Source organism: Peribacillus butanolivorans (assembly GCF_001273755.1).
Lineage (GTDB): Bacteria > Bacillota > Bacilli > Bacillales > DSM-1321 > Peribacillus > Peribacillus butanolivorans.
Genome location: NZ_LGYA01000005.1, coordinates 441,102 through 465,324 on the forward strand (window position 1 = coordinate 441,102; position 24,223 = coordinate 465,324).

The following is a 24,223-nucleotide window of genomic DNA, read 5'->3' on the forward strand; positions in this document are numbered from 1 at the left end:
ATTCATTCAGATCAAGGCTGGCATTATCAAATGAAACAATACCGTAATGCCCTTAGGGAACGTGGCATTACGCAAAGTATGTCTCGCAAAGGGAATTGTTACGATAACGCTGTTATGGAAAATTTCTTTGGTATCATGAAATCGGAACTTCTTTATCTAAAAGAATTTGAAAGTGTGGAACACTTTGAACAAGAACTAGCAAAATATATAGAATACTATAATCACAAACGAATCAAGGCAAAATTAAAAGGCATGAGCCCGGTACAATACCGAGCTCATGCCCAACGGGCTGCCTAACGAAATAACCTGTCTAACTTTATGGGGTCAGTTCAACGTTAAGGAATCGACTTTTTTTACTTCTTCTATAGAACTAAAGCACTCGTTATCTCAATAAGAGGTACCTCCAACACTTTTAATTTTATCCTATGAACAGAGATGGAGATTATTGTGTCATTATCTTATTTTGAGCATTTACAACGAGTAATCCCTGTGAAAGCTATAAATCCTTTTGAATTCGGAGAGAATGATACAGTGCAAAATTTTCAAAAAGGAAGGTCTCAAGGTGAAAGTTAATGGTTAAGAACGAAAAGATATCAACACGTCAATTTAGAAATTTAGTCATTTTATTTACGATTGGAGATTCTATACTAGTTCTTCCATCATTATTAGCTTTCTATTCAAAACAGGATGCTTGGATTGCATGTATAATAAGTGTAGGAATAGGATTATTGGTGATTGCTTTATACACCAAATTAGGTTTATTTTTTCCTAATATGACTTTCGTTCAAATGAATGAAAAACTATTTGGAAAATGGATAGGCAAATGCACTTCTCTTTTTTTTCTAACAGTAACTTTTCTTTATACTTGTTCCGTAATGTATTATGTAGGAAAATTTATGACCATACAAATATTACCGGATACACCTATTGAAATGATTCATATTATGGTGGCGATCATTTTAGTCATGGCTGTACGCCTTGGACTTGAAGTTATTGCACGGGCAGCAGAAATCTTTCTTGTATTATTCATTATGCTTTTCATTATTTTAGTAATCTTTGTTTCCCCACAAATTGATATTAAAAATATACAACCTGTTTTCGAGCTAGAGTTAAAGCCTTTATTACGAACAGTAATAATTTTAGTTGTTTATGCTCCTGTCGATTCTTTAGTGTTGTTAATGATTTTCTCCGCCAGTGTCAATGAGTTAAAAAAAGCTCGAAAAGCATATTTCAGTGGATTTGTAATCGGTGGAATTGTCATCATTATAACCACATTATTAACTATTTTGGTTCTTGGTGCTGATCAAACAGCAAGACAAGCATTCCCAGGCTATACTTTAGCTCAAAAAATTAATGTAGGGAATTTTGTCCAGCGGATTGAAGCCATCCTTGCTATTATGTGGTTCATTTCTATGTATTTAAAAATGGTTCTTTTTTTTTATGGCTCCTGCTTGGGGATTTCACAAGTTTTAGGGTTAAAAAATTATCGCCCCTTAACATTGCCTTTGGGGATGCTGATCGTTATTCTTTCTCTAATCATTTTTCCGAATATTGCTTATCAACAAGAATGGGACGTAAACACTTCTGTACCACTATCGATAACAGCTGAACTATTTTTAGCTCTTTTAATGTTGGTGGTAGCAATTTTTCGTAAAGGACTAATAAAGTAGCATATATTGGTTATTGGCTTGGGCAACAATATCAAGGAAATGGGATTATCAAAGTTTTGACTGATTATGCTATTAATGAGTTAAACATAAACAAAGTTGAAATTAGAGCTGCTGTTGAAAATAAGAGTAGTAGGGGTACTCCCGAAAGATTGGGGTTTGTAAACGCAGGGTGTATTAGACAAGCAGAATGGCTATATGATCATTATGTTGGCAGAAGAATGGAATAAAAAATAGATCACCATTTATTAAGCTATCAGGCGCTTTAATTAAGTAACTAAAGCCTAATTTCTCGGTGTTAAAAGAAATTAGGCTTTTTTATATTTGGACTTCCTTACAGTTGTTTAAGTATAGAGACGTTTTTTTTATGAATTAAGTTTCTGCTTAGCACATAGCGATCTTATGCTCTACTGCAAGATCAACCCCAAGGCCTGTCCCATGTATCGATGCTTGATCAAACATATTTATGTAATTTCATACTCTCAGAAAGTCTGCTTTTCAGCACAGGGATGGTTTTCTCCAACGGAAGCTTCAGCTGATGAGAGGTTAGGAATGAGTAGTTCGTAAAATATTGTTTGCCCTTTTCATTAATCGAGTATACTTTACGCGGTGGTCTGTTGCCTTCTTGTTCAGTATGTACCTCAATGTAGTCTTGTGGCTTGTAGAGGGAGACTTCCAGGCAGATATTTAATACTAATTAAAGATTGTATGTGCAAATATTTTCAATGAGTAGAGAAAGTGAGAAGGACAAATCATAAGTGTATCGAAGGTAAAAGAAATGTTTACAAAAATGACTACACAGAACTCAAATAATTTGATGTTTGGGGTTGAACTTTTAAAAGTTGTTAGTGAAACGCCTGTGGGGAAACTTTTTTTAATATAGGGGTATTTTCATGTCAAAGAAAGAGTAATATTAAGACAGAGGTTGCCAGGGTTAGCCAAATAGGGCTAAATATTTCTGGATGAATGATAAGAAAAACGATTCCTGCAATTGTGGCAGCCTGCTGAATGGTCATATGTCTAATAAAGTGTAACCCAGCTTTAAGACAAGCCTTAATGAGAGGTGTGTGATTCATTTTTCATTCCTCCTTTTCTCTTCAATAATATGTCCAGGAATAAAATAAAATACATAGCCAGTCGTTTTCTGCCCAGTATTATGGGTATAGTAGAGATAAAAGAAGAAGAAGGAGGAATTATAGATGTTAATTGTATATATTAGTCTTGCCCTCTTCATTGGAGCTATTTTTTACTTAGTCTTTTTTGCACTCAAAACATATAAGGATACTAAACCTGCAATTGAGAACGTGACGGAAACCGTTGCACGGATTCAGGCAAAAACGGATCAAATTAAATCAGAGACGGATCAGCTAGCATTGAGACAGCAGGAAATCACAGAAGATGTGCAATATAAAAAAGAGGCCGTTCAATATACAGTTGATGCAGCTAAACAAATGCCGGAACCATTTAAAAATATTTGGCTTACAATCAAGGGTGAAAAATGGAACCTTAGAAGTAGGCGGAACGGTTGAGGGTGTATTTGACCACTTTTGAATTGCGTGATATAGTATGGGAATTAAAAAGTTTCTAGGGTTCCGCGGTTTAATTGCCGGCTGGTCCGAGAGAAGCGCGCAGGATTTTTTTTGCGTACACGGAGGGAAAAAGGCCCGGGAGGTTAGATAATAACCTACTGGGCTTTTTTCTGTATTGGAGGTAAAAAGGGTGGCTTGGTTTTACTTAGTTATTGCAGGATTATTCGAAGTAGTATGGGCAACGAGTTTGAAATACACGGAGGGGTTTACAAAATTAATTCCTTCTATCATAACGATTGTCGGTATGGTCATTAGTTTTTATTTTTTATCATCGGCGATAAAAACATTGCCGATGGGGACAGCATATGCAATCTGGACCGGAATAGGGGCAATCGGTGCCGTCCTTGTTGGCATTATTGTCTTTAACGAGCCAAAAGATGCGATGCGCTTAGTTTTTGTTGGTTGCATTTTGATTGGCATTATTGGATTAAAGGTCACCTCTTCTGAATAATTAATTGCTTCCTTACAAATAGTAGCATTAAACAATTTGTAAGGAGTGAGGAAAATGAATTATAAAGCGGTAGTATCAAGTGCGATAATGGCTTTATTGATTTCAGGCTGTACGTCTAATGATAAACAAGGAGCAAATGAAAATCTTGGACTTAATCGGAACAATCAGGATAATTATGATACACCTATGAGGGTAAGTGACACAAGGCAAAATGATAATGATCTAAATGATAATGTAAATGATAATGATCTAAATGATAATGTAAATGATGGTACAAACGATTTGAGGGTTTCTGAAGATATCTCAAATCGCGTTGAGGCCTTGAAGGAAGTAAAAAATGCCTGGGTTATTGTAACTGATCATTCTGCGTATGTTGGGGCTGTGCTAAATGACGGGGAGGATAAGGATCTTACAAATGAATTGAAAGATAGAATCGCCGACTCTGTAAGAGGAGCCGATTCATCCGTAGAAAAAGTGTATGTGTCTGCGAACCCTGATTTTGTTCAAAGAATGAATGATTATGTAACCGATATAAATAATGGAAAGCCTGTTAAAGGATTTGTTGATGAATTCCGTGAACTTGTAACACGTATTTTTCCAAGCTCAGAGTGATTAATAAGGGGTAAAATCCCTTCTACATTAAGACTTATTCGTTTATTTTCAGCTTTAAAAGAGCTTGAAAATGATACGGATAGGTCTTTTATGTTTTTTGAAGAGATAAACCACTAGCTAGAGTAATCAGTCCATTATGATATCTTACATGCAAATCAAGAGCCCAAGGTCAGGATTGAAGTGAAAATAAATGCAAGTATACTTGAGGTACAAGGGTATGACTTGGGAAAACCACTCGACGTGAAAAATCTAGAGAATAAAGCTGAGCAGGCCATTGAAAAAAAACTAAATAAGATGTTAACTATGTTTCAGGAAAATAATATAGATCCAATTGCGATGGGTGATATCGCTAGAAGTAAAACAAGAAATTTTAATCGAAAACATTGGGAGGAAGTATATCCTCATATTCCAATTGATTTGGCTGTAGATATTGAAATGATTCAAACGGGAATTGCAGAATAAGGAAAAAAATCCATAATATAAAAATTCCTTAAATAGATTCGTTAATCAAGAATATTCTGAAGTTTCACTCTTTATAATAGGTGTATTGATGTAAACATTTATGTCAATTTGCTTAATGAAGGGTGTGGAGGAAATGGACAAAACATGGTGGAAAGAGGCGGTTGTGTATCAAGTGTATCCCAGGAGTTTTATGGATAGCGATGGAGATGGGATAGGGGACCTGAAAGGAATATTGATGAGACTTGATTATTTACAGGAGCTGGGTGTAGATGTGATATGGCTTTCTCCAGTTTACCAATCTCCCAATGATGATAACGGTTATGATATTAGTGATTATCGTTCGATTATGACTGAGTTTGGGACAATGAGTGATTTTGACCGATTATTGAAGTCAGTTCATGAGCGTGGAATGAAAATCATGATGGATCTTGTGGTCAATCATACGTCAGATGAACATTCATGGTTCAAGGAATCCCGATCTTCTAAAGATAATCCGAAGAGGGATTACTATATTTGGAGACCTGGGAAGAATGGAAAGGAGCCAAATAACTGGGAATCCATATTCAAAGGTTCGGCGTGGAAATATGATGAGGCAACGGATGAATATTATTTGCATTTATTCAGTAAAAAACAGCCGGATTTAAATTGGGAACATCCTGAGCTTCGTGAAGAAATTTATAGCATGATGAAATGGTGGCTGGATAAGGGAGTCGATGGCTTCCGAATGGATGTTATTAACTTCCTTTCGAAAGATCAGCGATATTTGGACGGGGATGTCCGGTATGGGAAACAGCATGGTGATGGAAGTCCATTTTTCATGAATGGTCCGCGCATTCATGAGTTTTTGCAGGAAATTAATCAGCGAGTGCTTTCTGGTTATAACTTGATAACGGTTGGTGAAATGCCTGGTGTATCACCTGATGAAGCTCAATTGTTCACAGGGAAAGAACGTGGTGAGCTACATATGGTCTTTCAATTTGAACATATGGATTTGGGGGGAGGACCAGAAGGGAAATGGAGTAACAAAAAGTGGGAATTGAGTGACTTAAAGCGGATTCTTTCCAAGTGGCAGATTGGTTTAGAGGAGGATGGTTGGAACAGTTTATACTGGAATAACCATGATCAACCGAGAATTGTTTCAAGGTTCGGAGATGATGGGAAGTATCGGGTAGAAAGCGCAAAAATGCTTGCTGTTTGTCTGCATATGCTTCAGGGAACGCCCTATATTTTTCAAGGCGAAGAACTGGGTATGACCAACGTTTGCTTTGAAAGAATAGATGAATACCGCGATATTGAAACGCTGAATTCTTATGAGGAACTTGTGAATTCGTGTGGATGGACAGAAGAGCGGATGTTGGAAGCCATTTACGCGCGCAGTCGAGATAATGCGAGGACACCTGTTCAGTGGAATGACTCAAGAAACGCGGGGTTTACTGCGGGAACTCCTTGGATCGGTGTCAATTCTAATTATCCGGAGATCAATGCAGAAAAAGCCTATAATGATCCGAATTCCATCTTTCATTTTTATAAAAAGCTTATTCAATTACGTAAAAAACATGAAATCGTCGTTTATGGCCGTTACGAACTACTATGGCCTGATGATGAACAAATATTTGCTTATACGAGAACACTTGATGAAGAAAAGCTGCTGGTGTTATGTAATTTCAAAGACTATGAAGCTTCCTATTCCATACCTGAAGGGTTAGATACAATGTCTGCTACACTGTTAATCGGCAATTATGAACAACTGCCGATTGAGGAAATTTCCGTTAAACCTCTGCGACCGTTTGAATGCCGCGTTTATCATTTGAATTGAACTACCCCCCACTTATCGACCTTACGGTCTGATTGAAGTGGGGGATTCCTAAGAACATTAGCCTATCGGCCAATTTTTAATTAGGCTATTCCCGTAGTTCCTNTATTTATCCAGAAAAGAACCTTTCCATTCATTAGAGGGTAATTGGCCGTTCTGCTTCATTTCTTCACAAATATACCAGTAGGCATCTTTCTCCTTTTGTTTGCCTAAAAAGAAGTTAAAGACAAAACGGGAGCAGCCGATCGTTTTATTGATTAGAACTAGTTGTTCTTTAGTTGGATAGATTCGAAATTTATAAGCTTTGTTTACGACCATTGGTTTCACCCCCTTATAGTTATTATTAACCATCGAACGTATGTTTGTCAAAGGATTACTTTGGCTTATACCAACCGGCCATTCAGCTCCACGCTCCCCCTTACCGTTGGGCTCTCGCCCTTCACACGCTGGAAGAGGGAGTCTTCTGGCGGGAAATGATAAAAAAAGGACCTGATTCCTCTTGAAGAAGAAATCAGGTCCTTTAAAACGCTTATTTTACTTTAAAATCACATTCCTCAAGTGGAACGATTTTAGTTTTATACTTAATTTTATAGCCGAACCATAGGACGAAGAAAAAGATCAGGCCAATGTAAGAAACAAACATGGAATTCCAATCAATCCCGCTACTGCTGAAAGCTTGGTAGCCTTGTCCAATGATAATGAAAATACATAATACGAGCGCAAAAATCGGTCCAGTTGGGAATCCTTTAGCAAGGTATGGTAAAGCATTCAAATCAAGACCTTGAGCTACATAGGCTTTGCGGAATCGATAGTGAGCAATCGCAATTCCAACCCATGTGACAAATCCAGCCATACCTGAAGCATTTAATAACCAAATATAAACTACACCGTCACCGAAAAATGAAGCTAAGAAAGCGAGGCAACCGACTAAAGAAGTCGCGATAAGAGCATTCACTGGAACCCCTCTTTTATCGAGCTTGCCAAGGAATTTCGGAGCTTTTCCGTCACGGGCCAGGTCCCATAGCATACGAGTTGAAGCATACATGCCGGAGTTACCAGCAGAGAGCACAGATGACAATATAACTGCGTTCATGACCGATGCTGCAAACGCAAGACCTGCACGTTCAAATACAAGCGTAAATGGACTGACGGCAACATCCTCGCTCAATAAACGTGCATCTGTGAACGGAATGATCATTCCGATTACAAAAATCGCAAGGATATAGAATAAGAGGATCCGCCAAAAAACGGACTTGATCGCTTTAGGGATATTTTTCTCTGGATTCTCACTTTCACCGGCTGTAACTCCAAGTAATTCTGTTCCTTGGAAAGAGAAGCCTGCTGCCATGAATACTCCTAGAATTGTGAAGAAGCCTCCGTTAAATGGACCTTCTCCCATGGTGAAATTAGAAAAACCAATTGGGTCATTTCCGCCAAGTATTCCGAAAATCATTAAAAATCCAGTGATTAAGAAAATGATAACGGTCACGATCTTGATTAAAGCAAACCAGAATTCAGCTTCGCCAAATCCTTTAACAGACATATAGTTAAAAAGAAACATAATAATTAACGCAACGGCACTCCAAATTATGGACGAGCTGTCCGGGAACCAGAACTTCATAATCAGGACAACGGCAGCCAGTTCAGCTGCAATTGTGATGGCCCAGTTATACCAATAGTTCCAACCAATCGCGAAGCCGAAAGACGGGTCGACGAATTTGGATGCGTAGACACGGAACGAACCGGCTACTGGCATGAATGCTGCCATTTCTGCAAGACTTGTCATTAAGTAATAAACCATGAAGCCAATGGCTGCGTATGCTGCCAAAGCACCTCCAGGCCCAGCCGTATGGATGGCACCGCCACTTGCTAAAAATAAACCTGTTCCAATCGTTCCACCTAATGAAATCATCATTAAGTGACGTGCTTTCAGGCTCCTTTTCAACTCAGTGGGATTTGATGTTGCTTGTGAATTTGACAATTGATGTTACACTCCTTTTTATTGGAAGGAACGATATATAAAAAAACAGCAGTCGAAAAAGATCGACGGCTGTTTATAATAAACCCGTTTATCCTTCCGAAGATAGCTCCCCACGTTAAAAAACGTGACAGTGGTGTTCCTATTCGGTAACACCGCCAGCCTAGATATACAAGGACCATATCTAAACTTCGGCAACTTATCCTTTCAAACGGAGTCGTCAATTTTCCTGAATCTCGTCCGTTCTACTTTTATAAGCCGCAGCCTCTAACTCATCGGTAAATGAGGAAGTATTCAATTTTCTTATACTAAATATATAAATCGTTACGTCAACTTCTAGTCAACTATACGATTTCAGTATAAAGTTCAAACAATTATTTCTATGTCAGCAGGTCATTGAGTAAACTTTACTATACTAAAATTATAAAATAATCTTATAGATAGCGCAATGATTATTTTTCAAGGTTATTTTTTCCTAGTTTTTAAATGTATCACTTGAATTTTATGTTTAAATGTTTGTCATTTAAACATCGTTTATTTGGATAATTATAATAATTCAAATAGTTTTTCGTTTCATAAGAGTATAATCTAATTTTACATGTCTGATAACTTCAGGATTTTCAAATAGATCAACAGCCATTTTGCCAATCCAATCAAGCGGTAAGGAAACGGTTGTGATATCGAGCATCTCACTGAGGCTATCATTATTAAAACCTAGAATGGCCACGTCTTCTGGCACTTTCATTCCGAATTTGTTGGCAGTAAGAATGAATCCGGAAGCAGTGTCATCATTAGTAATGATGATAGCCTCTGGTTTGTCTATCATGGAATTCCAATCTTGGAACAATTTTTCACCATCTTTGATGTGATAACTGCCTTCAAACAGCCATTCTTTTTTATTTAAAAGGTGATACTTATTCATAATATCGTTAAACGCCTTTGTACGAAGGGAGCTGTTTCTGCTCTTTTTTCGCCCGAGACTGTATCCAATTTTCTTATATCCTTTAGCAACCACGTATTCAAGTGCAGAGGAAAAAGCGGCATAGTGATCAATGCTTATGGACGATAATTCAGCCTGGGCTGTATCTTCACATAAGATAATGGGTCCATATTTATGATAGTCCAAGAGGACTTTCATTTCTGAAATTCTTGAACAAACGATAATGCCATCGAGTTGCTTCATTTGTAACATATTCAATGCCTGAATTTCTTTTTCTCTTTCATATTGTGTTTGAAAGATGACTATATGATAGCCGATAGCATTGGCTTGTTTTGTAATACCTTGCACGATTGCTCCGTAATAGGGGTGATTGGTGAAGGGAATGATGACGCCGATTAAATTCGTTTTGCCTTTTGAAAGATGAATGGCGTTGATATTTCTCGAATAGTTTAATTGGTCAATGGCCTGTAAAACACTCTTTCTTTTTTCAGGACTAACATATGGGTGATTATTCATTACACGAGACACTGTGGAGACGGACACACCTGCATATTGAGCAATTTCTTTAATATTTGTCATAGGATCACCGTTTTTTCTTTTTTTTATTGTATCGTATGAAACCCATTTCAGAGCAAGAGGCGAGAATAAGAGAACTAAAGATTTCTTTATTCAGGGCCTTGTTCTGGTATGGGTTTCATCCTTTAAGATTGAAAAAAGTCTTAGAGGAGGAGATTAGGATGGTCCAAACTTTACTCTGTCTGATCGTACTATGCGGTATCGAATTGGGATTAGCTTACTTCGCAGTATATTTGAAGTCGGAAAAATGAATGGAAAGTTGACGACTTATAACTTCGCTTGATAATAAAGAACGAAGATCGCCCATGAGCCCAGATGAATGAACAATAGAATGCCAAGGACAGCTGCAGCAGAGAGCTTCACTCCAAAAAGCAATAACAGGAAAAAAAGCACGTCCCAATAAGTGGGGAAAACCAACTGGATGCCCGTGCTCTAGTCGGATGAGGTCAAATCGTTCATCTAATCCCCGTTGCTTGGCGGCGGCACGGCGTCCCCACCAAAATCCAGTCAGTCCGCAAATAATCCCAAGCGTGATTCCTAAAAAGGCCCCCCAGTTAAAATCCTCCATCACAACTCCTACTCAAATATAAATATATCTTCAATGGCCAATTGAAACACTTTCGCTAGCTTGTAAGCGAGCTTGATGGAAGGGTCGAATCTTCCTGTTTCTATAGAAATAATCGTCTGTCGGGATACGCCTGTAAGTTCGGACAGCTTTTCTTGTGTGAGTTGATGCGCTTTGCGTAGTTCCCGAATGTTATTTTTCAAATTCTTAAACTCCTTTCAGAAATGTAAAGTTAGCTTTATGTAAAGTATACTTTACAAATTGAAAATGTGTAAATGATTTTCATTCGACAAAATCCTATGATAAAGAATAGTGGTCAAATATAAAAATGTTGCACTTTTTTAGTGCATTTGTGTATAGTATAAAATAAGTTGTGTACGGGAAACTTTTTAGCATTTACGACAATGTGATAGACAGAAAAAAAATTTGAGCTAAATTTTGCACTCGGTAAACATTTTTAGGAAGATGAAAAAGGGAGGGAATATGGATGGGATTTCTAAAAACTATTGGTGGCGTACTTGCTGCTGTGATCATTTTAGCGGGATGCGGAAATGATACGACTGAACAAGATAAAGGCAATAGCAAGTTAAATGTCGTCGCAACAACGGGGATGATTGGGGACTTGGTTGAGAATATTGGCGGTAAACATGTGGAGGTCACTAGTTTAATGGGACCGGGAGTCGATCCACATCTTTATAAGGCAACACAGGGTGATGTGAAAACACTGGATTCAGCTGACATGATTTTTTATAACGGCGTGCACCTTGAAGGGAAAATGACGGATATCTTTGAAATGATGGGCAAGGATAAACCGACGATTGCGGTAACGGAGGATTTCAAGGAGGAACAACTTCGTAAAGTAAGTGCAACGGAACATGATCCGCATGTTTGGTTTGATGTAAAGCTCTGGATGGTTGCAGCGGAAGCGGTAAAGAAAGAGTTAATTGCCAATGATCCTGACCATGAAGCAAGTTATCTAGAAAATTATGAAGCTTATGTTCTGCAGTTAAAGGAACTTGATAAATATGTACAGGGTGAAATAAATAAAATACCAGAAGATCAGCGAGTGCTCGTTACGGCACATGATGCATTTGGATATTACGGCAAGTCATATGGATTGGAAGTAAGAGGGCTACAGGGGATTAATACGCTATCGGAATATGGGTCAAAGGATGTGACTGATATGCGGAATTATCTTGTGAAGAATAAAATTAAAGCAATATTCATAGAGTCTAGCGTGCCAAGGAAGGCTATTGAGGCGGTTATTCAAGGAGCTGAAAAGCAAGGTCACAAAGTGAAAATCGGTGGTGAACTATTCTCGGATGCGATGGGGGAAAAAGGCACTGAAGAAGGAACATATATCGGTATGGTCCGTCATAATACCGATACCATTGTTAATGCTTTGAAATAAGGGGGAGAAAGAATGTATCAGGCAGCTCTGAAGGTAGAAAATTTAACGATAGCTTATCATAAAAAACCGGTTGTCGAAGATGTCTCATTTGAGGTGCCGGAAGGGAATCTAATCGGTATCATAGGTCCAAATGGTGCGGGAAAATCCACATTAATAAAGGGGATACTCGAACTGATTCCTAAACTATCCGGGGAAGTCACAATCAGTGGATCTTCCTATAAATTGATGAGGAAGAGTATAGGCTATGTACCACAGAGGGAGTCAGTAGATTGGGATTTCCCAACCAATGCGCTCGATGTCGTGATGATGGGCAGGTATGGTCACCTCGGCTGGTTAAAGCGACCAGGAAAGGCTGAAAGACATAAGGCAATGGAATGCTTGGATAAAGTGGGGATGGTTGAATACGCTAACCGCCAGATAAGCCAGCTCTCAGGCGGGCAGCAGCAACGGATTTTTCTAGCTCGTGCTTTAGCACAAGAAGCGGATATTTATTTTATGGATGAACCATTTGTAGGGGTAGATGCAGCAACAGAGAAAGCGATCATTCAATTGCTGATGGAATTGAAGGAAAAAGGCAAGACAGTTCTTGTTGTGCACCATGACTTATCAACAGTAAAGGAATATTTTGATTGGACGATGCTGTTGAATAAAAAGGTTATGAAAATTGGACCGACAAAAGAGGTATTTATCCCCGAATACTTACAGGAAACATACGGGGGCCGCTTAGCGATATTATCAGATGCACAGTCCGGTCTATTATTAAAATGAGGTGTACATGATGAATTTACTGGATATTATTAATGATCCGAATACACGGTGGATTCTGCTTGGCACGATGTTCCTCGGATTAAGCAGTGGAGTCATCGGCAGTTTTGCCTACCTCAGAAAGCAGTCTTTGCTTGGTGACACGCTCGCACATGCGGCATTGCCAGGAATTTGCGTTGCTTTTATATTAACTGGGGTGAAATCTACTTCCTTCTTTCTAATAGGAGCAGCCTTGGCTGGTTTAGTAGCAGTTTTCCTAATCAGCGTACTTACGAGGTACAGTAAGATCAAGCAAGATGCTGCACTCGGAATTGTGTTATCTTCATTTTTTGGTTTTGGAATTGTGTTACTTACGCAAATCCAGCAGAGTGAATATGGAAACCAGAGCGGATTGGATACATTTCTATTTGGGCAGACTGCATCAATGGTCATGTCGGATGTCTATATGATGATGACTGTTTCCTTTATACTCATCTTCACTTGTACCGTGTTTTTTAAGGAATTTAAATTACTGTCCTTCGACCCGGGATTTGCTAAGGGAATAGGTTTACCGGTTGTTTTTCTAGACTATTTCATTATGATGCTGATCGTGGCGGCCGTGGTCATCGGTATTCAAGCAGTAGGAGTTGTATTGATGGCATCTTTACTCATTACTCCGGCTGTTTCTGCTAGGTACTGGACAGAGCGGCTGCATATCATGGTTATCCTGTCTGGAATATTCGGTATGCTGAGCGGTGTATCAGGTACGTTAATCAGTACATCGGTCAATAATTTGCCGACAGGTCCATTAATTGTCTTGTCCGCGACGGTATGGTTTTTCTTTTCCATGCTTTTTGCTCCTAAACGTGGGGTTCTTTCAACTGTATGGAGAAGGCTATCAACGAAAAAGAAATATTCTCTCGAACAGGATAAAAGGAAAGGGAGCCATCCATTATGAATGATTTTTGGATTATCTTAGTCGGGGCACTAGTTGCGGGTTCTTGCAGTGTATTAGGTTGCTTTTTGATAGTCAGAAAAATGACATTGATTGGGGATGCAATCAGTCATTCCGTTTTACCTGGAATCGTATTGGCATTTTTAATAACCGGGACACGTGACTCGGTTCCAATGCTGATCGGGGCAGCAGCACTAGGGTTACTTACAGTATTCTTAATCCAGCTTTTTCAATCTTCAGGCGTTCAGTCTGACGCAGCAATCGGCATTGTGTTTACCTCTCTTTTTGCAACAGGGATTGTACTAGTGAGTTTGTATACGCAACAAATCGATTTTGACCTGGAGCATGTCCTGTATGGAGAAATTGCCTATACTCCATGGAATACGATGACAATTAACGGATTCGAGGCGGGACCAAAAGCTGTTTGGATTGTTGGCAGTTGTTTTATTCTCAATCTTATTCTGATTTTCCTTTTCTTCAAACAGTTTAAGCTAGTTTCTTTTGATCCATCACTTGCGGCTGCGATGGGAATTCCGGTTTTGTTCTTTCATTATTTACTGATGAGCCTTATTTCGCTAACGACGGTAGCCGCCTTTGATAGTGTAGGTTCAATTTTGGTAGTCGGGATGCTCATTATACCAGCGGCAACAGCCTATTTGCTGTCAGACCGTTTAAGTCGGATGATTTTGGTCAGTATCGGGATTGGAATACTCAGTTCTATTATCGGTTACTTTTCAGCTACCGTTTTAGATGCCTCGATATCGGGATGCATGGTAGGTGCAGCTGCTCTGTTATTCGGATTGGCATTTCTTTTTTCTCCAAGCCATGGATTAGTCAGTAGATTTTTGAAACGTAGAAGCGCAATGGAATCACATTCTTAGTATCTCCAACCAACAGGCTGCATGCTAATAACTACATGCAGCCTGTAATCTATTCTGCGATATAGTTGTGATTTTATTTGTTTAAAGTATAATGAATAAGTGTATTAAAAGATGTATCGCAGGAGCCTTTTTAAGGGAGAGTAAAGTATGGAAGAACAAAATAAATTTTCATCACGAATAGATTTTTCTTTGGTCACAATATTGCTGTTGTTATGTATAGGAAGTTGCTTAGCAATCTATAGTGCCCAAACGACTGGACAGTACGCTGAAAACTTCTTAATTAAACAAATTTTTTGGTATATAGTAGGAATTGGAATTGTGTTAGGGTTAATTACTCTAGATTCAGATCAGTTGAAAAAGATATCCTGGTATGCGTATGGTTTCGGGTTGTTCTTGCTTTTGTTGCTGATCCTTATGCCGGAAAGCATCGTACCTGTCAGAAATGGTGCGAAAAGTTGGTACATCATTCCTGGGATCGGTTCAATTCAGCCCTCTGAGTTTATGAAGGTTTTTCTAATTCTAGCTCTAGCTAATGTTATTTCAAACCACCATCTTAAAAACACGCTGAAAACGATTCAAACGGATCTATGGTTGCTTGTTAAAATCGGTCTTGTGACGGGTGCTCCGCTTTTGTTAATCATGCAACAGCCGGATTTAGGAACTTCGCTTGTCATACTGTCGATTATGCTCGGAATGATTTTTATTTCAGGGGTTTCATGGAAAATATTGCTTCCGATAGTCTCGGGAGGACTTGTTGTCGCTTCTACGATTCTATATTTTGTACTTTGGAAGCCTGAGATTCTGGAAAAATACTTGGGGGTAAAATCCTATCAATTCGGCCGTATCTATTCCTGGCTGGATCCTTACAATTATGCGAGCTCTGAAGGGTACCACTTGACCAAGTCTCTGCTAGCAATCGGCTCTGGTCAGACCACAGGAAAGGGAATTGGGTCGAGAGAAGTGTATTTACCTGAGAGTCATTCGGATTTCATCTTCAGTATAATCGGAGAAGAATTTGGTTTCATCGGATCAAGTATCATCATCTCCTTGTTCTTCCTTTTGATCTACCATATAACAAAAACGGGAATGGAAACGAGAAATAACTTCTATACATATATTTGTGTTGGTGTTATCAGCATGTTAACGTTTCATGTTTTTCAGAACATCGGAATGACGGTAGGCCTTTTACCGATTACGGGGATTCCACTTCCATTTATCAGTTATGGGGGAAGCTCGCTAATGGGGAATATGATGGCCATGGGCCTAATATTCAGCATCAGGTATCACTATAAAAAGTATATGTTTTCAACGGATATCTAAATATATAGAGCCGGCCCACGCTTTGCTGTGGGTCGGCTCTTTTAAATGAAGTTGTTGCCACAGCTATTGAGAAAACAAACAAAAGGAACTGAATTATGGTGCATTTAAGCTCATATATATGTGCTTATTGAATGTTTGATCCATATGGGAATTGGTTTTTATAGCCCGAAAACTGTTGATAGGTTTGGCTTAAGCTATTGGGTTGAGCCTTTTCTAAACTATACCAGCCTTTTTCGAACATAAGGTTATAAAGCTCACGTTGCATCTCCTGATTTTCTTTCGAAACTGAGAAAATGTCTTGGAATAACGCATGGTTACTCATTTCATGTAGGGCAACAGATAAAGAGTTACAGAAGTACTTCTCCGTTGCAAGCATATCATTAATAAAATCCCGATCATTCATTTGTGGTGTCTTTGCCACAGGAGACTCTGGATTTTGGACTTTGTTTTGGTTGGGCATCAAGAACCCTCCTTACTGGAATTGTTGTTGACTCTGATATTGGTTTGGATTTAAATGATTCAGAATGGTATCGTAATGGCGCTGATGCATTAGTCCACAGCGGTTTAACGCATCAATAATTTGTGGATCTTTACATTGAGCCGCAAAAAAATGTGCCTTTTTAATCGCAATCAGGTTCCATGCAAGCATATCAGATAAGTATAAACTGTCTTTTACAGAAACCATATCCGGCGGTTGTTTCATGAAGCCGGTGGACTGTTGTTGGCTGTTAAATGAATTTTGTTGTTCCATCAGTCTACCTCCTTAAGTGTTATCTAAACGACTTTAATTTTCCCATTAACAATTTTTTTATTCTTGATGTTTGGATATCTGGAATTTGAATTAAATGGTAAAATATTCTTATGAAATACATCTATTTTCCGAAGAAAAGATACGGAGGGAATGCAGATGGAACAAATATTAAGAAATCTTTTTCTATTTCTATCAAAGAACAAAAATATGACAAAGGCAGCGAAAAAATATGGATTGCGGTTTGGGGCATCCCGCTTTGTGGCTGGAGAATCGTTGGATATGGCAGCTGCAGCTATCGCAGATTTAAACCGAAAAGGGCTATCTGTAACCATCGATTATTTAGGTGAATTCATTGATAATGAACAAGAAGCAAATGAGATGGCAGACCAGTGTATAGAGGCCATTCGAATGATTTTCAGAAAAAATCTGGATTCACAGTTATCTTTGAAATTGACGTCGATGGGCATGGATATATCGGAACAAGTCGTAATGAATAATATGAGAAGAATATTAGAAGAAGCCAAAATCCATAGGGTGTTCGTAACACTTGATATGGAAGATTTTCCGCGCTGTCAGCCAACTTTGGATGTATTCAAAAACTTAAAGGCTGAATATAATGAATTGGGGACGGTCATACAAGCTTATCTTTATCGGACAGAGAAAGATATTGAGGAGTTGAATGCATACAATCCGAATCTACGACTTGTTAAAGGAGCATACAAAGAGCCTCGGGAAATAGCTTTTCCAGAGAAAATTGATGTCGATGATAATTTTAAAAAGATCATTAAGAAGCATCTGCTGAATGGAAATTACACAGCTGTTGCCACCCATGACGATAAAATTATTGATTATACGAAGAGCTTAATCAAAGAGCAAGGGATCTCTCATGATCAATTTGAATTTCAAATGTTATTCGGCATACGTAATGAAAAGCAGCTTGAACTCGTAAAAGAAGGATATAAGGTAAGAGTGTATGTTCCATATGGTACGGATTGGTACGGATATTTCATGCGCCGCCTTGCAGAGAGGCCAGCCAATATTGCTTTCGTTTTAAAGGGACTATTTAAAAAATAGCTAAATCGAGAGCCGGCCCGGATAAGGGACGGCTGCTCTAAATACAACTTTATTTTTTGTACTGATTGTTCTGGCTGTTTACTTTATTTATCCCATGCTGACGCTCAAGACCAGGGCCAGCATTGCCTTTAACGCTTGCGGCACTCACAGCTCTATTAGAAGGATTATTTTTACGCTTCATTGTATAAGTCACCTCCTGGTCGTTATTGTCTACTAAAAAGAGGAGAATTAATCAAAGGTAATATGATAAAAAAAATTATTTTTTTCCAGTTTTATCATTGCGGAATTTCCAATTATATTCTATATTAGTAATAAGAAAAAATATTCAAAATTTTTTTGAATTAAAAATGAATGAGCATTCATTCAATACATTGTGTAAGGGGGATATAAACTTGGTTCGACAAATACGAAAGGCTGCTGTTCTAGGGTCAGGAGTTATGGGATCAGGGATTGCTGCACACCTTGCTAACATCGGCATTCCGACTTTATTATTGGACATTGTACCTCGTGAACTTACAGAGGATGAAAAGAAAAAAGGTCTTACATTAGAAAATAAACAAGTACGTAACCGCATCAGCCAAACTGCGATTACTAAACTTTTAAAGCAAAAACCAGCTCCGCTTTCAGCTAAAGGAAATCTTGCGTTGATTGAAGCCGGGAACCTGGAAGATGATATAAGTCGTTTAAAAGACGTCGATTGGGTCATTGAAGTAGTCGTTGAGAGACTTGAAGTGAAGCAAAGTGTATTTGCTAAGGTTGATCAACATCGTAAACCTGGAAGCATCATTTCTTCCAATACATCTGGAATTTCGATTGAAGCAATGGTAGAGGGACGCTCAGAGGATTTCCAAAAGCACTTCTTAGGAACTCATTTTTTCAATCCGCCGCGCTATCTTAAATTGTTAGAAATCATTCCCACTAAAAAAACATCTCCAGAAGTGCTCGAGTACATGAAACAATTCGGCGAAGATGTACTGGGTAAAGGTGTTGTCGTAGCAAAGGATACACCAAACTTTATCGCAAACCGCATCGGTACTTATGGTTTGCTAGTAACCCTTCGTGAAATGCAAAAAGGCGGATACAGCGTTGGTGAAGTGGACTCGGTAACTGGTCCATTAATCGGAAGAGCGACAAGCGCGACATTCCGGACGCTTGATGTAGTTGGATTGGATACTTTTGCACATGTTGCTAAAAATGTATATGACCAGGTGGAAGGGGAAGAAAAAGCAGTTTTCCAAATACCGGGTTTCATGAATAGGATGCTTGAAAACGGCTGGCTTGGAAGCAAGTCCGGACAAGGGTTTTTTGTGAAAAAGGGTAAGGAGATTTTTGAGCTGAATCCTGAAACTCTTGAATATGAAGCCCTTAAAAAATTAAAAACTCCTTCTATTGAATTGGCTAAACAGGCCAAGGGTCTAGCCAACAAAATGAAAGCGCTTGTTTATAGCGATGACCGTGCTGGTGAATTACTTTGGAATGTGTTAAATCCAGCTCTTGTGTATTCTGCACGACTGCTTGGGAATATTGCCGATGATATTGTGGCAATCGATCAAGCAATGAAATGGGGCTTCGGCTGGTCTATGGGACCTTTCGAAACGTGGGATGCGATTGGTGTTGAAAAATCAGTAGCACGTTTAGAACAAGAAGGAGTTACTGTTCCTCAATGGGTGAAGGATATGCTGGCAAAAGGTATCACTTCTTTTTATAAAGAAGAAAATGGCATAGTTTTCTACTATGATAATGGAGAATATAAAGCGCTTCTTGAAAACCCTAAGGTGATTAACCTTAAAGCAATCAAGAAGCAAAAAGGTGTAATCAAGAAAAACAGCGGTGCAAGTCTGATTGATATTGGTGATGGAGTGGCTCTTCTTGAATTCACTTCACCAAATAATGCAATAGGTCTTGATATCATGCAAATGATCAATGCCGCAGTCGATGAAGCAGAAGCTAATTTTAAAGGTCTGGTGATCGGAAACCAAGGCAAAAACTTCTGTGTAGGTGCTAATATTGCCATGATGTTGATGGAAGCACAAGATGACAATATGTTGGAATTGGATATGGTTATCAGCCAATTCCAAAAGGCAATGCTTAAGATTAAGTACAGTGCTGTACCTGTTGTTGTAGCGCCATTTAATATGACACTTGGCGGCGGTGCGGAAGTATCTCTTCCTGCTGCACGTATCCAAGCAACGACAGAAACATATATGGGTCTTGTAGAAGCTGGTGTTGGATTGATTCCAGGCGGTGGCGGAACAAAAGAACTTTATGTAAAAACGCTGAAGAATATGCCAAAGGGCGTCGCCTTTGATTTGCAGAAAGTGGCTAATCAAGTATTTGAAACAGTCGCGATGGCAAAAGTTTCAACTTCTGCTGAAGAAGCACGCGGGAATAACTTCCTTAATTCTTCTGATGGAATAAGTGTGAACGCAGATCATCAATTATATGATGCGAAGCAGGCAGTCATCTCCATGTATAACCAAGGGTATACAGCTCCAGTTCGTACAAAAATTCCTGTGGTCGGTGAAACAGGTTATGCCACACTTCTTTTAGGGGCAGAATCCATGCGCCTTTCCGGCTTCCTATCTGATCATGACCTTGTCATAGCTAAAGAGCTTGCATATGTCCTGGCCGGAGGAAAACTTCCATACGGTACAGAAGTAGATGAGCAGTATATCTTGAACCTAGAGAAACAAGCTTTCCTAAAATTAATTTCTACTCCGAAATCTCAGCAAAGAATGCAGCATATGCTTGTTAAAGGGAAACCACTTCGAAACTAATGGATAAGTAAAAATACGGTCAGATTGCAAATGAAGGTTAATAGATTGATAGCTTAAAAATGAAGTAAGGGGGATCCTCATGAAAGAAGCGGTAATAGTAGCTGGAGCAAGGACTCCGGTAGGAAGAGCAAAAAAAGGTTCTCTTGCTAACGTTCGACCAGATGATTTAGGGGCTCTTGTTGTAAAAGAAACGTTAAAGCGTGCTGGAAATTATGAAGGTTCAATTGATGATTTAATTATCGGTTGCGCAATGCCTGAGGCGGAGCAAGGGCTGAATATGGCGAGAAATATTGGTGCGTTAGCAGGATTGTCTTACACAGTACCAGCTATAACAATTAATCGTTACTGTTCAAGCGGGTTACAAAGTATTGCTTATGGAGCGGAAAGAATCATGCTCGGCCAAAGTGATACGGTCATTGCAGGTGGAGCAGAGTCCATGAGTCTTTTGCCAATGATGGGACATGTAACCCGTCCGAACGTACAACTTGCGGAAACAGCTCCAGAATACTATATGGGAATGGGTCACACAGCTGAAGCCGTTGCAAAAAAATACGGTATTTCGCGTGAAGAACAGGATGCATTTGCTGTGCGCAGTCATCAAAGGGCTGCAAAAGCCATTGCTGATGGAAAGTTTTCAGATGAAATTGTTCCGGTTGATGTAACCATTCGCTCAGTAGGTCCGGATCTTAAATTACAGGAAAAGTCATTCCAGTTTGCACAAGATGAAGGCGTTCGTGAAGGCACAACATTTGAAGTGCTTAAGAAATTAAGACCAGCATTCTCTGTGACAGGATCCGTTACAGCAGGAAATTCATCACAAACGAGTGATGGAGCTGCTGCGGTTATGGTCATGGATGGAGAAAAAGCTTCTTCAATAGGGCTGAAGCCACTTGGTAAGTTCCGTTCCTTTGCCGTAGCAGGGGTACCACCGGAAATTATGGGGATTGGTCCGATCGCTGCGATTCCAAAAGCTTTGAAACTAGCAGGTCTTGAGCTTTCTGATATTGGTTTATTTGAATTGAATGAAGCCTTTGCTTCTCAATCCATTCAAATCATTCGTGAGCTGGGTTTGAATGAAGAGATTGTCAATGTCAATGGTGGAGCTATTGCCCTAGGCCATCCACTAGGATGTTCCGGTACTAAATTAACATTAAGCCTACTTCATGAAATGAAGCGCAGAAACCAACAATTCGGAGTCGTTACAATGTGTATCGGTGGCGGAATGGGTGCTGCTGGAGTATTTGAATTATTAGCGTAATTCCATCTCGTTCGAAAGTTTATCAACAATTCCGGCGGGCTTAAGATAATTAATCATTTAGGAGGAAATAACATGTCCAATCAAACAACAGATAACCTCATAAAAGGCGGCGCCTTTTTAGTAGAAGATATTACGTATAATCAAGTGTTTACACCAGAAGATTATTCTGATGAGCATAAAATGATTGCCAAAACTTCTGAAGATTTCGTAGTGAATGAAGTTCTTCCGCAAGTTGAGCATTTAGAGAATCATGAATTCGACCGTTCTGTAAAATTACTGAAGCATGCAGGGGATATCGGTTTACTTGGTGCTGACGTTCCTGAAGAATACAACGGGCTTGGTCTTGATAAAATTAGCTCAGCAATAATTACAGAAAAAATGGCACTTGCAGGTGGGTTCGGAATCACTCACGGTGCACACGTAGGGATTGGATCTTTGCCAATCGTATTATTTGGAAATGAAGAACAAAAGAAAAAATACCTTCCATTACTAGCAACGGGCGAAAAAATTGCTGCTTATGCTTTAACTGAACCTAGCTCAGGATCTGATGCATTGGGTGCAAAAACGACAGCAAAATTAAATGCAGAAGGTACTCACTACGTTTTAAACGGTGAAAAACAATGGATTACCAATGCAGGTTTTGCGGATGTGTTCTGTGTATATGCTAAAATCGACGGCGAACAATTCTCTGCCTTTATTGTAGAGCGTGAATATCAAGGTGTATCTACGGGCGCTGAAGAAAAGAAAATGGGTATAAAAAGCTCATCTACACGTACTTTAATCCTGGAAGACGTACATGTTCCAGTTGAAAACCTTCTTGGCGTAGCTGGAAAAGGGCATGTTATTGCTTTTAATATCTTGAATATTGGCCGATATAAATTGGGTGTTGGCGCAGTCGGCGGTTCTAAACGCGCTCTTGAAATTACTGCTGCTTATACAAATCAACGTCAGCAGTTCAAAACGAAAATTTCTGACTTTAACTTGACGAAAGAAAAGCTTGCAACGATGGCTTCTAAAATTTATGCAGCAGAAAGCTCTGTATACCGTACCGTCGGTCTTTATGATCAAAGACAAAGCAAGCTGACTGATGAGCAAGTGAAAGATGGAAAATCAATGGCAGCAGCGATCGCTGAATATGCAATTGAGTGTTCTTTGAATAAATTCTTCGCTTCTGAAGTATTGGATTACGTAACAGATGAAGGCGTACAGCTTCATGGTGGTTATGGTTTCATGCAGGAATATGAAATTGAAAAAGCGTACCGTGACTCTCGTATTAACCGGATTTTCGAAGGCACAAATGAAATCAACCGTTTGCTTGTTCCGGGAACATTCCTGAAAAAAGCACTTAAAGGAGAACTTCCTCTTCTACAAAAAGCGCAAGGACTGCAAGAGGAATTAATGATGATGATGCCTGAAGAGCCTAGCGATGAGCCATTGGCACAAGAAAAAATGCTGGTTAGAAATGCTAAGAAAATCGGTATTTTGGCAGCAGGTCTTGCAGCACAGAAATACGGCAAGAAACTTGATCAAGAACAAGAAATCTTATCTAACATTGCTGATATCGCATCCCTTGCATACGCTGCTGAATCTGTGGTTTTACGTACAGAAAAAGCAATTGCGACTACAGGCTTAGAAAAGAATAAACAAAAAGTACTGTACACTGAAATTTTCGTTCAAGAAGCGTTCAATGAAATAGAACAGCATGCAAAAGAAACGTTAATTGCCGTTGAAACAGGCGATACTCTTCGCATTATGCTTTCTTCTCTTCGCAAGTTGACTAGACACAACCCAATCAATGTCATTGCGAAAAAACGAGAAGCTTCTATTAAGGTAATCGAAACTGAAAAATACGCACTATAATCAAAGTTCAACCTTTAAAGGGAATTCCCGTAATCGGGTATTCCCTTTATTACTTGTGAAATTTTCACGATGGAAAGACAAGGAGAATTCGTTGTATTGCAAAGAAAAAACGGGTATTCTATTGATAGGTGGTGAAACAATGGGCTTAACATTATATTGGTACCCAAAATGCGGCACATGCCGTAATGCGAAGAAGTGGCTGGATAGTCATGAACTGCAATATGAAGCGATTCATATAGTAGAAAATCCGCCATCTCGAACAGAAATCGAACAACTATATAATACCAGCGGATTAGAGCTGAAGAAGTTTTTTAATACTAGCGGGCAAAAATACCGGGAGCTGGGTTTAAAGGACAAGCTGAAAGATGCTTCTGAAGCAGAAATGCTAGATATATTGTCTACTGATGGTATGCTTCTTAAAAGGCCGATTGTTACGGACGGCACAAAAGTGACAGTTGGTTTCAAAGAAGAGCAATTCGAACAGACTTGGAACTAAAATTATACGAAATATTTGGTTAATTCCTTACTTTTAAAATAAA

General features: G+C 39.1%; 25 protein-coding genes, 2 pseudogenes and 2 riboswitches. Of the genes and pseudogenes, 18 read left to right on the top strand and 9 right to left on the bottom strand.

All coding sequences use genetic code 11. The features are described from left to right. From AKG34_RS24055 to AKG34_RS27275, 3 genes and pseudogenes are all read left to right on the top strand, one after another. A partial coding sequence (locus AKG34_RS24055) for an IS3 family transposase (RefSeq protein ID WP_152952407.1) occupies nucleotides 1–297 on the top strand: 297 nt, incomplete at its 5' end. Between the two features lie 275 nt (nucleotides 298–572). Next, complete coding sequence (locus AKG34_RS24060; RefSeq protein ID WP_053348657.1) at nucleotides 573–1,670, top strand: GerAB/ArcD/ProY family transporter; 1,098 nt, start codon at nucleotides 573–575, stop codon at nucleotides 1,668–1,670. Next, nucleotides 1,658–1,897: pseudogene (locus AKG34_RS27275) on the top strand (GNAT family N-acetyltransferase); the annotation flags it as partial. The gene AKG34_RS24060 and the pseudogene AKG34_RS27275, both read left to right, overlap by 13 nt. 666 nt (nucleotides 1,898–2,563) lie before the next feature. Here AKG34_RS27275 and AKG34_RS24065 read toward each other — a convergent pair. Further along, on the bottom strand, nucleotides 2,564–2,743 hold the full coding sequence (locus AKG34_RS24065) for a hypothetical protein (protein ID WP_053348658.1): 180 nt from the start codon (nucleotides 2,741–2,743) through the stop codon (nucleotides 2,564–2,566). A 123-nt stretch (nucleotides 2,744–2,866) separates the two neighbouring features. Here AKG34_RS24065 and AKG34_RS24070 point away from each other — a divergent pair, with 123 nt between their 5' ends. From AKG34_RS24070 to AKG34_RS24090, 5 genes are all read left to right on the top strand, one after another. Then, a complete protein-coding gene (locus tag AKG34_RS24070) occupies nucleotides 2,867–3,196 on the top strand; it encodes a DUF948 domain-containing protein (protein ID WP_053348659.1) in 330 nt (109 codons plus the stop codon). A gap of 44 nt (nucleotides 3,197–3,240) precedes the next feature. Beyond that, nucleotides 3,241–3,340: riboswitch (guanidine-I (ykkC/yxkD leader) on the top strand. 46 nt (nucleotides 3,341–3,386) lie between these two features. After that, nucleotides 3,387–3,707, top strand: coding sequence for a quaternary ammonium compound efflux SMR transporter SugE (gene sugE / locus AKG34_RS24075; protein WP_053348660.1), 321 nt, complete (start codon nucleotides 3,387–3,389; stop codon nucleotides 3,705–3,707). Nucleotides 3,708–3,761: 54 nt separating this feature from the next. Next, nucleotides 3,762–4,319: a YhcN/YlaJ family sporulation lipoprotein gene (locus AKG34_RS24080; RefSeq protein ID WP_053348661.1), complete on the top strand. Its 558-nt coding sequence runs from the start codon at nucleotides 3,762–3,764 to the stop codon at nucleotides 4,317–4,319. A gap of 141 nt (nucleotides 4,320–4,460) precedes the next feature. Beyond that, entirely contained in the window at nucleotides 4,461–4,781 is a 321-nt protein-coding gene (locus tag AKG34_RS24085; protein WP_083450955.1) for a Ger(x)C family spore germination C-terminal domain-containing protein, read from the top strand. Nucleotides 4,782–4,914: 133 nt separating this feature from the next. Next, entirely contained in the window at nucleotides 4,915–6,597 is a 1,683-nt protein-coding gene (locus AKG34_RS24090) for a glycoside hydrolase family 13 protein (RefSeq protein WP_053348663.1), read from the top strand. A gap of 103 nt (nucleotides 6,598–6,700) precedes the next feature. Here the strand turns inward: AKG34_RS24090 and AKG34_RS24095 are convergent. From AKG34_RS24095 to AKG34_RS24115, 5 genes and pseudogenes are all read right to left on the bottom strand, one after another. Next, nucleotides 6,701–6,945: pseudogene (locus AKG34_RS24095) on the bottom strand (helix-turn-helix domain-containing protein); the annotation flags it as partial. Nucleotides 6,946–7,123: 178 nt separating this feature from the next. Beyond that, a complete protein-coding gene (locus AKG34_RS24100) occupies nucleotides 7,124–8,575 on the bottom strand; it encodes an amino acid permease (protein ID WP_053348665.1) in 1,452 nt (483 codons plus the stop codon). 95 nt (nucleotides 8,576–8,670) lie between these two features. Then, nucleotides 8,671–8,850, bottom strand: a riboswitch (Lysine riboswitch). Nucleotides 8,851–9,128: 278 nt separating this feature from the next. Further along, a complete protein-coding gene (locus AKG34_RS24105; protein WP_053348666.1) occupies nucleotides 9,129–10,091 on the bottom strand; it encodes a LacI family DNA-binding transcriptional regulator in 963 nt (320 codons plus the stop codon). A 214-nt stretch (nucleotides 10,092–10,305) separates the two neighbouring features. Beyond that, nucleotides 10,306–10,656, bottom strand: coding sequence for a hypothetical protein (locus AKG34_RS24110; RefSeq protein ID WP_053348667.1), 351 nt, complete (start codon nucleotides 10,654–10,656; stop codon nucleotides 10,306–10,308). An 8-nt stretch (nucleotides 10,657–10,664) separates the two neighbouring features. Then, complete coding sequence (locus AKG34_RS24115; RefSeq protein ID WP_053348668.1) at nucleotides 10,665–10,856, bottom strand: helix-turn-helix transcriptional regulator; 192 nt, start codon at nucleotides 10,854–10,856, stop codon at nucleotides 10,665–10,667. 284 nt (nucleotides 10,857–11,140) lie between these two features. On the opposite strand from AKG34_RS24115, the gene AKG34_RS24120 reads away from it, so the two are divergent. From AKG34_RS24120 to AKG34_RS24140, 5 genes are all read left to right on the top strand, one after another. Further along, nucleotides 11,141–12,064: a metal ABC transporter solute-binding protein, Zn/Mn family gene (locus AKG34_RS24120; protein ID WP_053348669.1), complete on the top strand. Its 924-nt coding sequence runs from the start codon at nucleotides 11,141–11,143 to the stop codon at nucleotides 12,062–12,064. 12 nt (nucleotides 12,065–12,076) lie between these two features. Next, nucleotides 12,077–12,832 carry a metal ABC transporter ATP-binding protein gene (locus AKG34_RS24125; RefSeq protein WP_053348670.1) on the top strand — a complete coding sequence of 252 codons (756 nt, stop codon included), beginning with the start codon at nucleotides 12,077–12,079 and terminating at the stop codon, nucleotides 12,830–12,832. A gap of 7 nt (nucleotides 12,833–12,839) precedes the next feature. Next, nucleotides 12,840–13,766 carry a metal ABC transporter permease gene (locus AKG34_RS24130; RefSeq protein ID WP_053348671.1) on the top strand — a complete coding sequence of 309 codons (927 nt, stop codon included), beginning with the start codon at nucleotides 12,840–12,842 and terminating at the stop codon, nucleotides 13,764–13,766. Continuing rightward, on the top strand, nucleotides 13,763–14,644 hold the full coding sequence (locus AKG34_RS24135) for a metal ABC transporter permease (RefSeq protein WP_053348672.1): 882 nt from the start codon (nucleotides 13,763–13,765) through the stop codon (nucleotides 14,642–14,644). Before AKG34_RS24130 ends, AKG34_RS24135 begins: the two co-directional genes overlap by 4 nt. 147 nt (nucleotides 14,645–14,791) lie before the next feature. Further along, entirely contained in the window at nucleotides 14,792–15,964 is a 1,173-nt protein-coding gene (locus AKG34_RS24140) for an FtsW/RodA/SpoVE family cell cycle protein (protein WP_053348673.1), read from the top strand. Nucleotides 15,965–16,088: 124 nt separating this feature from the next. On the opposite strand, the gene AKG34_RS24145 is transcribed toward AKG34_RS24140, so the two are convergent. Both AKG34_RS24145 and AKG34_RS24150 read right to left on the bottom strand, forming a co-directional pair. Beyond that, nucleotides 16,089–16,424 carry a spore coat protein gene (locus AKG34_RS24145; RefSeq protein ID WP_053348674.1) on the bottom strand — a complete coding sequence of 112 codons (336 nt, stop codon included), beginning with the start codon at nucleotides 16,422–16,424 and terminating at the stop codon, nucleotides 16,089–16,091. 12 nt (nucleotides 16,425–16,436) lie between these two features. After that, nucleotides 16,437–16,715 (bottom strand): hypothetical protein, encoded by a 279-nt coding sequence (locus AKG34_RS24150; protein ID WP_053348675.1) that lies wholly within the window; start codon nucleotides 16,713–16,715, stop codon nucleotides 16,437–16,439. A 156-nt stretch (nucleotides 16,716–16,871) separates the two neighbouring features. On the opposite strand from AKG34_RS24150, the gene AKG34_RS24155 reads away from it, so the two are divergent. Beyond that, the gene (locus tag AKG34_RS24155) at nucleotides 16,872–17,789 is read left to right on the top strand and encodes a proline dehydrogenase family protein (RefSeq protein ID WP_053348676.1); all 918 of its coding nucleotides are present in this window, start codon (nucleotides 16,872–16,874) and stop codon (nucleotides 17,787–17,789) included. A gap of 49 nt (nucleotides 17,790–17,838) precedes the next feature. On the opposite strand, the gene AKG34_RS27280 is transcribed toward AKG34_RS24155, so the two are convergent. Beyond that, nucleotides 17,839–17,970 (bottom strand): YuzL family protein, encoded by a 132-nt coding sequence (locus tag AKG34_RS27280; protein ID WP_083450956.1) that lies wholly within the window; start codon nucleotides 17,968–17,970, stop codon nucleotides 17,839–17,841. 166 nt (nucleotides 17,971–18,136) lie between these two features. Between AKG34_RS27280 and AKG34_RS24160 the strand changes: the two genes are divergently transcribed. From AKG34_RS24160 to AKG34_RS24175, 4 genes are all read left to right on the top strand, one after another. Beyond that, nucleotides 18,137–20,566, top strand: coding sequence for a 3-hydroxyacyl-CoA dehydrogenase/enoyl-CoA hydratase family protein (locus AKG34_RS24160; RefSeq protein ID WP_407946292.1), 2,430 nt, complete (start codon nucleotides 18,137–18,139; stop codon nucleotides 20,564–20,566). Nucleotides 20,567–20,645: 79 nt separating this feature from the next. After that, nucleotides 20,646–21,824: an acetyl-CoA C-acetyltransferase gene (locus AKG34_RS24165; RefSeq protein ID WP_053348678.1), complete on the top strand. Its 1,179-nt coding sequence runs from the start codon at nucleotides 20,646–20,648 to the stop codon at nucleotides 21,822–21,824. A 72-nt stretch (nucleotides 21,825–21,896) separates the two neighbouring features. Further along, the gene (locus AKG34_RS24170) at nucleotides 21,897–23,684 is read left to right on the top strand and encodes an acyl-CoA dehydrogenase FadE (protein WP_053348679.1); all 1,788 of its coding nucleotides are present in this window, start codon (nucleotides 21,897–21,899) and stop codon (nucleotides 23,682–23,684) included. 139 nt (nucleotides 23,685–23,823) lie between these two features. Then, nucleotides 23,824–24,180, top strand: a complete 357-nt coding sequence (locus tag AKG34_RS24175) for an arsenate reductase family protein (RefSeq protein WP_053348873.1) — start codon at nucleotides 23,824–23,826, stop codon at nucleotides 24,178–24,180. The last annotated feature ends 43 nt before the right edge of the window (nucleotides 24,181–24,223 follow it).